At 71.3% G+C, this 9,164-nt stretch carries 9 protein-coding genes and 1 pseudogene; 4 read left to right on the top strand and 6 right to left on the bottom strand.

All coding sequences use genetic code 11. The features are described 5' to 3' along the window. The first annotated feature begins 21 nt into the window (after positions 1-21). Positions 22-2,415 carry a heavy metal translocating P-type ATPase gene (locus RIF93_RS00190; RefSeq protein WP_309087248.1) on the top strand — a complete coding sequence of 798 codons (2,394 nt, stop codon included), beginning with the start codon at positions 22-24 and terminating at the stop codon, positions 2,413-2,415. A 58-nt stretch (positions 2,416-2,473) separates the two neighbouring features. Beyond that, positions 2,474-2,776 (top strand): hypothetical protein, encoded by a 303-nt coding sequence (locus tag RIF93_RS00195; RefSeq protein ID WP_309087250.1) that lies wholly within the window; start codon positions 2,474-2,476, stop codon positions 2,774-2,776. Between the two features lie 6 nt (positions 2,777-2,782). Here the strand turns inward: RIF93_RS00195 and RIF93_RS00200 are convergent, their stop codons facing one another. The 6 genes from RIF93_RS00200 to RIF93_RS00225 all read right to left on the bottom strand — a co-directional run bounded on the left by RIF93_RS00200 (position 2,783) and on the right by RIF93_RS00225 (position 7,975). Next, positions 2,783-4,009, bottom strand: coding sequence for an MFS transporter (locus RIF93_RS00200; protein ID WP_309087251.1), 1,227 nt, complete (start codon positions 4,007-4,009; stop codon positions 2,783-2,785). Between the two features lie 99 nt (positions 4,010-4,108). Next, positions 4,109-4,363 (bottom strand): DUF378 domain-containing protein, encoded by a 255-nt coding sequence (locus tag RIF93_RS00205; RefSeq protein ID WP_309087253.1) that lies wholly within the window; start codon positions 4,361-4,363, stop codon positions 4,109-4,111. 72 nt (positions 4,364-4,435) lie between these two features. Beyond that, complete coding sequence (locus RIF93_RS00210; protein ID WP_309087255.1) at positions 4,436-5,611, bottom strand: zinc-dependent alcohol dehydrogenase; 1,176 nt, start codon at positions 5,609-5,611, stop codon at positions 4,436-4,438. A 14-nt stretch (positions 5,612-5,625) separates the two neighbouring features. Next, positions 5,626-6,195: a hypothetical protein gene (locus RIF93_RS00215; protein ID WP_309087257.1), complete on the bottom strand. Its 570-nt coding sequence runs from the start codon at positions 6,193-6,195 to the stop codon at positions 5,626-5,628. A gap of 148 nt (positions 6,196-6,343) precedes the next feature. After that, on the bottom strand, positions 6,344-6,967 hold the full coding sequence (locus RIF93_RS00220) for a DUF4142 domain-containing protein (protein ID WP_309087259.1): 624 nt from the start codon (positions 6,965-6,967) through the stop codon (positions 6,344-6,346). A gap of 45 nt (positions 6,968-7,012) precedes the next feature. Further along, positions 7,013-7,975, bottom strand: coding sequence for a pepsin/retropepsin-like aspartic protease family protein (locus RIF93_RS00225; protein ID WP_309087261.1), 963 nt, complete (start codon positions 7,973-7,975; stop codon positions 7,013-7,015). Positions 7,976-8,087: 112 nt separating this feature from the next. Here RIF93_RS00225 and RIF93_RS00230 point away from each other — a divergent pair, with 112 nt between their 5' ends. Further along, positions 8,088-8,363, top strand: a complete 276-nt coding sequence (locus RIF93_RS00230) for a hypothetical protein (protein ID WP_309087263.1) — start codon at positions 8,088-8,090, stop codon at positions 8,361-8,363. 93 nt (positions 8,364-8,456) lie between these two features. Further along, positions 8,457-9,164, top strand: a pseudogene (locus RIF93_RS00235) (cyanophycin synthetase); the annotation flags it as partial.

Genomic DNA, 9,164 nt, shown 5'->3' on the forward strand with positions numbered 1-9,164 from the left:
AAGAAGGATGGAGGCCGAACGATGGCCAAGGCGCACGAACATCACCACGGCTCGCACGCGGGCCACGCTCACGGGTCCGGCCACGCCTGCTGTCACGGCGACCAGGGCCAGGGCGCGCCCGAGGGCAAGGCGCTGGACCCCGTCTGCGGGATGACCGTCGATCCGGCGACGACGCCGCACCATGCCCAACATGCTGGGGAGGCCTTCCATTTCTGCTCCGCGGGGTGCCGGACGAAGTTCCAGGCCGACCCGGCCAAGTACCTGGAGAAGGACAAGCGTGCGGCCGAGCCGCCCCCGCCGCCGGGAACGATCTACACCTGCCCGATGCACCCGGAGGTGAGGCAGGAGGGGCCGGGGAGCTGCCCGATCTGCGGCATGGCGCTGGAGCCCGAGCTGGTCACCGCCGACTCCGGGCCGAACCCGGAGCTGGCGGACATGAGCCGGCGGTTCTGGATCGGCCTGGTGCTGGCCCTGCCGGTGTTCGCGCTGGAGATGGGCGGGCACCTCGTCCCGAACCTGCACCACTATGTCTCGGCCACGGCGTCCAACTGGATCCAGCTGGCGCTCGCCACGCCCGTGGTGCTGTGGGCGGGCTGGCCGTTCTTCGAGCGCGGCTGGCGTTCGCTGGTCACGCGCAACCTCAACATGTTCACGCTGATCGCCATGGGCGTCGGGGTGGCGTGGACCTACAGCCTGGTGGCGACGCTGGCGCCGCAGGTGTTCCCGGCGGCGTTCCGCGGGCCGGACGGGGCGGTCCCGATCTACTTCGAGGCCGCGGCGGTGATCACGGTGCTGGTGCTGCTGGGCCAGGTGCTGGAGCTGCGGGCCCGGGACCAGACCTCGGGCGCGATCAAGGCGCTGCTGGACCTGGCGCCCAAGACCGCGCGACGGGTGCGCAACGACGGCGCCGACGAGGAGGTGGGCCTGGACCAGGTGCAGGTCGGCGACCGGCTGCGGGTGCGGCCGGGCGAGAAGATCCCCGTCGACGGCGAGGTGCTGGACGGCCGCGTGGCGATCGACGAGTCGATGGTGACGGGCGAGTCCATGCCCGTGACCAAGACGGCCGGCGACCGTGTGATCGGCGGCTCGATCAACAAGACCGGCTCGTTCGTCATGCGGGCCGAGAAGGTCGGCGCCGAGACCCTGCTGTCGCAGATCGTGCAGATGGTGGCCCAGGCGCAGCGGAGCCGGGCGCCGATCCAGCGGCTGGCCGACCTGGTCTCGGGCTGGTTCGTGCCGGCGGTGATCGTGGCCGCGGGCCTGGCTTTCGCCGGCTGGGCGGCGTGGGGACCCGAGCCGCGGCTGGGCTACGCCCTGGTGGCGGCGGTGTCGGTGCTGATCATCGCCTGTCCCTGTGCGCTGGGGCTGGCGACGCCGCTGTCGATCATGGTGGGCGTGGGCCGCGGCGCCCAGGCGGGCGTGCTGATCAAGAACGCCGAGGCGCTGGAGCGCTTCGAGACGATCGACACCCTGGTGGTCGACAAGACCGGCACCCTGACGGAAGGCCGGCCGGCGGTGACGGCGATCCGCACGCAGGGGATGGACGAGGCCGAGGCGCTCCGGCTGGCCGCCAGCCTCGAGCGCGGCAGCGAGCATCCCCTCGCCGAGGCGATCCTTCGGGCGGCGCGCGAGCGGGAACTGGCGCTCTCGGAGCCGGCCGACTTCGACTCGCCGGTGGGCAAGGGCGTGTTGGGCGTCGTGGACGGCCGCCGCGTGATGCTGGGTTCGGGCCGCTTCCTGGCCGAGCAGGGCGTGGACACGACCGCGTTGGACGCCGAGGCCGAGGCGCTGCGGGCCGACGGCGCCACGGCGATCTTCATGGCCGTGGACGGGAAGGCGGCCGGGGTGTTCGCCATCGCCGATCCGATCAAGGCGACCACGGCCGAGGCGATCCGGGCGCTGAAGGCGGACGGGCTGCGGCTGGTGATGATGACCGGCGACAATCGCACGACGGCGCTGGCGGTGGCGCGCAAGCTGGGCATCGATGAGGTCGAGGCCGAGGTGCTGCCGCAGGACAAGGCCGCCGTGGTCGAGAAGCTGCGGGGCGAGGGCCGTCGCGTGGCCATGGCGGGCGACGGCGTCAACGATGCGCCGGCTTTGGCCGCCGCAGACGTGGGCGTCGCGATGGGCGCCGGCGCGGACGTCGCCATCGAGAGCGCCGGCGTGACCCTGCTGAAGGGCGACCTGCAGGGCCTGGTGAAGGCGCGGCGGCTGTCGCGGGCGGTGATGGCGAACATCCGGCAAAACCTGTTCTTCGCCTTCGCCTACAACGCGGCCGGCGTGCCGCTGGCGGCGGGGATGCTCTATCCGCTGTTCGGCTGGCTGCTGTCGCCGGCGGTGGCGGCCGGCGCCATGGCGCTTTCCAGCGTCAGCGTCGTGGCCAACGCCCTGCGTCTGCGGGCGGTGCGGCTCTGAGGCGGAACCCGAGGCGGGGGCAGCGGCTTCAGCGTTCGGTCCAACTCAGGAGGGACCTATGACGAGGATGCGGAACACCGCGGTCGCCGCCGCGGCCCTGCTGGCCAGCGCGGGACTGATCACCGCCTGCAGCGGGGAGCGCGAAGCCGAGGTCGACACGGGCACGGCGCAGGCCGAGGTCAGCACCGACCTTCCCGAGAGCCAGGTGAGCGACGCGCAACTGAAGGCCGCCGCCGAGGGCGCGGCTGCGGTGGCCGAGACGCCGCAGGGTTCGAACACCTCGGTGGTCGTGACCCCGCCGCCCACGACCGGCAACGCCGCCAGCGGGACGACGACCGGCGGCGCGACGACGCCCCAGTAAGACCGATTAGCGTGCGGCGCTCCACGCCCGGAGCGCCGCCGCCGCACGCCAGCCCAGCCAGGCGCCGGGCAGCATCAGCGCGCCCGCGGCGACGATGGGCGCCCAGGATCCCACTTCCGAGAAGAGGGCCCCGCCCAGCAGCGGGCCCATGACGCGCGCTAGCGAGCCTGAGGCTGTGGCGGCGCCCAGCACCGCGCCCTGGCGGTCGGCGGTGGTCGAGCGCGAGGCCAGGGACATGGCGGCCGGCTGCCAGGCTGCGTGGCCGGTCACCGAGGCCAGGAGCAGGATGGTGGCGATCCAGCCGAACGGCGCGCCGGCCATGGCGATGGTGGCGACCGCAGAGGTCACGAGGCCCACGGCGATCGTCGCGCCGGCGCCGATGCGGCGGACCATCATGCCGGAGAACACGCCCTGAGTGAGGGCCGCGGCGACGCCGGTCAGGGCGAAGGCCAGACCCACCTGGCGCGGACCCCAGTCGAACCGGGCGTCCAGCCACAGGCCCAGCACCGCCCAGAGGCCCGAGCCTGCGAAGAAGCCGAAGAAGATGGTGGCGAAGACCAGCGTCAGGACGGGGTGGCCGGCGACTTCCTTGAGCCCCGCGAGCGGGCTGCGGCGCACCTTTGGGGAGCGGTCCGGCTGGCGGAACTCGCGGACGAAGACGAGGATGCCGACCACCGCGACCAAGCAGAGGCCGGCGGCCAGCAGGAGCGGCGGACGGAAGCCTGCGGCGCCGAGTTCGGGCCGGGCCATCGGCGGCCTGATGGCGGGCCCCACCACGAAGCCGACCCCGAAGGCCGAACCCACCAGGCCGAGCCGTCCGGCCAGCCGCTCGGGCGGGGAGACGTCAACGATGTAGCCCTGGATGGCCGACATGTTGCCCGAGAAGAAGCCGGCGAAGGCGCGTGCGGCGACGGCCAGCCAGATGTTCGGCGCGAAGGCCAGGGCCACATAGCCCAGGGCCGAGGCGATGATGGTGATCAGCAGCACCGGCCGGCGGCCGATCCGGTCCGACAGGCGACCCCAGGTGAGCTCGCCCAGGAACTGGCCGGCCGAGAAGACCGAGAACAGCAGGGTGACCTGCCACGCCTCGGCCTCGAAGACCGTGGCGAAGAACGGCAGCAGCGGGATGACCACGCCGAAGCCGATCAGGCTGAGGAACACCAGGAGCAGCAGGACGGGCAGGGCGCCCTTCGGCGCCGCTGTGGTCGTCTGCTGGGGTTCGGAGGGCGCCATGGGGTGGGATTACCGCCGGGAGCCCGCGCCCTCCACCCCAAAAGCAAACGAGGCCCCGGCCGGAGCCGGAGCCTCGTCTTTCCGCCAAGGCGGGACGGCTTAGCGGGTCGTCATGTGGCCGTGGCGGTTGGCCTCGGCGTCGACTTCGCCGATCCGCATGGCCTTGAAGAAGGGCATGAGCTGCCAGAGCGCCGACAGACCCACCAGGCCATAGACCACGCGAGACATCGCCGAGTCCTGACCGCCGAAGAGATTGGCCACCAGGTCCATCTCAGGGCCACCCAGGGCGACCAGGCCCCAGTTCAGGCCACCGATGATGACCAGGGCCAGGGTAATCACGTTGAGCCACTTCATTTTCGTCTCCTGGATTGGTCCAGCTCAACCCGGCGGCGGACAACAAAGTTTCCCGAACACTCAAATGCGAGTTCAGGGCTTCAGCACCACCTTCACGCAGCCGTCCTGCTTGTCGCGGAACATCTTGTAGAGCTCGGGGCCCTGTCCAAGCGGCGCCGTGTGGGTGACCACGAAGGTGGGATCGATCTCGCCCTCCTCGATCCGGCGCAGCAGGTCGTCGGCCCAGCGGCGGACGTGCGTCTGGCCGGTGCGGATGGTCAGGCCCTTGTTCATCACCGCGCCCATCGGGATCATGTTGGACATGCCGCCGTAGACCCCGGGGATCGAGACTGTGCCGGCGGCCTTGCAGGCCATGATCGCCTCGCGCAGCACGATGGGCCGCTCGGTCTCGAGCTTGAAGGCGGTCTGCACGCGGTCGATCAGCTCGAGCACGGCGGTGGGGCCGTGCGCCTCGATGCCGACGGCGTCGATGCACTTTTCGGGGCCGTGGCCGCCGGTCATGTCCTTCAGCGCCTGCAGGACGTTGGTCCCGCGGCGGTCCAGCACCTGGGCGCCGAGGCTCGCGGCCATCTCCAGCCGTTCGGGCACGTCGTCGATGGCGATGACGCGCTCGGCGCCCATGACGATGGCCGACAGGATGGTGAAGAGGCCGACGGGCCCGCAGCCCCAGACCGCCACCGTGTCCGTCGGCTGGATGTCGGCGAAGGCCGCCGCCTGCCAGCCGGTGGGCAGGATGTCGGACAGGAACAGGTACTTCTCGTCCGGGTCGCCCTTCGGCACCTTGATGACGGTGGTGGCCGCGTAGGGCACGCGCAGGTACTCCGCCTGGCCGCCGGCGTAGCCGCCAGTGATGTGGGAATAGCCGAACAGGCCCGCGGTCGTGTCGCCGAAGAAGGCCTTGGCCAGATCGGCGTTGCGGTTGGTCACCTGGCAGACCGAGAAGTTGCCGGCCCGGCACTGCTCGCACTGGCCGCAGGTCATCTGGAACGGGACCACGACCCGGTCGCCGACGTTCAGGCCGAGCGCGCGGGCCTCAGGTCCGACCTCCACGACCTCGCCCATGGGTTCGTGGCCCAGGACGTCGCCCTTGCACATGGTCGGCACGAAACCGTTCATCAGGTGCAGGTCCGAGCCGCAGATGCAGGTCGAGGTGACCCTGATGATCGCGTCCTTCGGATCCTCGATGATCGGGTCGGGCACCTCCTCGCAGCGGAGGTCCTTCTTGCCTTGCCAGCAGATGGCTTTCATTGCGGGTCCTCCTCCTAGTCGCAGGTGCGCTTGACGGTGCTCATCCGCACGGCGGCGAGCGCATCGAGGGCAGTGACGGCGAGCACGACGCCGAGCGCGGTGCGCACGTTGCGGCGCTTGGGGTTCTCGGGCTTGTCCAGCGAGCGCAGGACGGCGATGTCGAAGATGTCGCCGGCGACGCGTGCCCACAGGGTCATCTTGCAGGTGGGGTCGCTGACCAGGCGCAGGCCGGTGGCGAGCTCGCGGGCGCCGAACAGCAGCTGGATCGCCTGCGGGTTGGCGTTCATGCCCAGGAACCGGTTGACGCTGTTGGGCGCCGCCAGCCCCCATACCGCGAGCCCTAGGGCGTTCTGGCCCAGCGTTCCGGAAAGGGTCGGCGTCAGCGCCGGGGCGGCGCGGACGCGGTCGGTGCTGAGGCGCGCCCGCTTGCCGCCGGGCAGGCCGATCGCGGCCGACGGCGAACGGGCGAAGTTCTGGAAGGCCTCGCCGGTCATCCAGCTACGCGGTTCGCGGCGGCCGGCGGCGGAGGGGCCGCCATCGCCGCGCGACGACGGCGTCTCGGATAGGGAGTCTGAGAGCGACACGTCCGGGCTCCTCTCGCTTGGTGGGGATCCACACTGAGACCCGCGAGGCGCAGCTTCTGTTCCCGGACCCCTCGGAAGATTGTCGCGCACATGCGAAGACGCCCGCCGGAGGACCGGCGGGCGTCGGAGTGTCGGCTGTGCCCGACCGCTACTTCTTGGCGGGCGCGGCCTGGCCGCCCTGCTGCAGTTGCTTCACGCGGTCGTGGTGGGCCTGGATCTTGGGCGCGGCCTTCTGGGCGAGCGCCTTCAGGGTCGCGTTGTCGCCGTTCTCGGCGTAGCCGGTCATCAGCGTGTGGGCCTCGGCGTGCGCCGCGTCCTGCTGGGCCATGTAGACCTTGTCGAAGTCGGCGCCGTTGGCGGCGTTCAGGTTGTCGATCATGCCCTTGCGGCGCTGGTCGAGTTCCGTCGGCAGCGTGACGCCCGCGGCCTGGGCGGCCGCCTTCATCTCGTTCGACATGGCGGTGTGGTCGGCGACCATCATCTTGCCAAACGCCTTCACGTCCGCCGACTGGCCCTTCTCCTGAGCCAACTTGCCGGCCTGGATCTCGTACATGTCGCTCATCGCGGCGTTGGCCACGAAGGCTTCGGTCGAGTTCGCGCCCATGGTGGACGCGGAGACTTGGCCGACCGCCGCGCCGACGGCGTCCTGGGCGGCGTTCACAGGCTGGCTCTGGCCCGGGTTGGCTTCGTTGTTGGCGGCCTCCTGGCGGCTGCAGGCGGTGAGCGCCAGCGCCGAGACGGCGGCAGCGGCGATCAAATAGGCGCGTTTCATGGACGGCATCTCCCTGTCCGAAAGTCGTCCTGTCGGAATGCCGCGCTACGGCCTTGGTTCCCGCACCAGCAGGGGACCGGGGGCGACCAGCAGCAGACGGCCCGCGTCCAGGTCCAGGATCACCCGGAACCGTCCGAGGAGACCCGTGCCCAGCAGGCCCTGCGGGATCGGGCCGCGGGCGCTGGGGGCGTAGATCTGCACGTCGACGCCGCGCAGCGTCATGCCGGCCGCCTCCACCGTGCGGGCGCGGACCATCTGGTCGAGGCTGACGCCGCCCAGACTGACGGAGTGGGCGCGCGTGACAGGCCGCCCGGGCGCCAGCAGGCCGGCGTTGCGGGCGGCCTCGGTCGAGAGCGCCAAGGCCCCGGTGGCGCCGGTGTCGACCAGGACGTCGAAGGCTGCGGAGCCTTCCACGCGTACGGGGGTCATCGGCGCGCCGCCGGTGAGTTTCAGGGGCACGGCCCGAGCGTCGGGCGGCGCTACGAAGGTGTCGGGCCGGTGGAAGCGAACCCGATCGCGGGGGAAGTCGGCGTCCAGCACCAGCTCGCGCAGGACGTCGCGGCCCAGCAGCAGCTGGAACGCGCGGCCGGTGGCCGCGGAGAGGCCGGCGATGTCGAGCACGGCGGCGCGCATGCCCCTGACGGACAGTCCCGGCAGCGACAGGTCGAAGCGGACGGTGTGGGTCAGGCTGGGCTGACCGCTGACGCCATAGGCCAGCATCGGCAGGGTCATGGACTGGGGCAGGCCCAGCCGCTGGGCGAGGCCTCGGTCGATGGCCGAGAACTGGGCCCCGGAATCCACCACGATACGGACCGGCGCGCCCGCCGCTTCGCCAGCGATCTCGATCAGGCGGGCGTCGCGCGGCAGCCGGATCCAGGGCGTGGCGTCGCCGCGCGCGAAGGTCGCTTTCGGCGGCGGCCAGGGGATGCGGTCGCGCACGAGCCAGAGGGCGCCGCCGCCGGCGGCGACGAGACCCAGGCGGGAGAGAAGGGCGCGGCGGGAGATCACGCCTGGTCTCTAGCGGGAAGGTTCGGGCGGAAGAAGGGCCGGCTCATTTTTGATCAGGTCGGGAACGCCGACGCCGGCCCGCCGGTCTCCAGGTCAGCAGAAGGAGACGACCATGGGACAGGAAACCGGCCAACCGGACGGCGGCCAGCACACCGGCGGCGGTCCGCAGGGCGAGCGGATCGAAGGCACGCTCACCAACGGCGGCAGCCAGGCCGGCGAACGCAGCTTCGCCCCGCGCGAGCCCGGCCATACCGCGCCGGAGGGTGAAGGCGGCGGCTCGATGAGCGGGCGCGGCCAGGAAGAGGGCGGCGAGCCCACAGCCGGCGAGGGCCAGCAGGGCGACCAGGATCGGCCCGACGGCGACTATGACGACCGCGGCTATGGCTGAGGTCGATTCCTCAACCATCTCATTTGTTTGTCTGGGAAACGTCGCCCCAGCTGCAACGTTGAAGCTGCCGGGAGACAAACCGGGGAACCCCTTGTGACAAACGACAATCAGCCCACGCTCCGGCCGATGCGCGTGCTGGAGCGTGCGGTCTATCGCGGCCCGCACGTGTTCGGCGACACGCCCATGGTCCGCATCCGGGTCGACCTCGGCAGCCTCGAAGAGCACCCCAGCCACACGCTGCCCGGGTTCGTCGAACGGCTGCTGGACCTGCTGCCGACCGTCGGCGACCACGCCTGCAGCCTGGGCCACAGGGGCGGTTTCGGCGAACGGCTGCGCGAGGGCACGTGGCTAGGGCACGTGGCCGAACATGTGGCCATCGATCTGCAGCGGCAAGCCGGCGCGGACGTCACCCGAGGAAAGACCCGATCGGTGAAAGGCCGGCCCGGCGTCTACGACGTGCTCTTCGCCTACGATGAGGAAGAGGTGGGGCTGCTCGCCGGCCGTCTAGCCCTTGAGCTCGTGGACAGTCTGCTGCCAGCGGAACTGGCCGGCGTCCAGGGCCTGAGCGTCGTGCACGAGGGGCTGAAGAGGCCATTCCAGCTCGCCGTCGCCGTTGAGGAGTTGAAGCGCCTGGAGCGCCGTGTCGGGCTGGGACCCACTACGGGCTCGATCGTGGCCGAGGCGCGCCGCCGAGACGTGCCGGTGATCCGGTTGGACGACCGGTCGCTGATCCAGCTGGGCTGGGGTCGCAAGCAGCAGCGGATTCGCGCCAGCATCACCGGCAAGACGTCGTTCATCGGC

The sequence above is a fragment of the Phenylobacterium sp. genome (genome assembly GCF_031181185.1).
Taxonomy (GTDB): Bacteria; Pseudomonadota; Alphaproteobacteria; order Caulobacterales; family Caulobacteraceae; genus Phenylobacterium.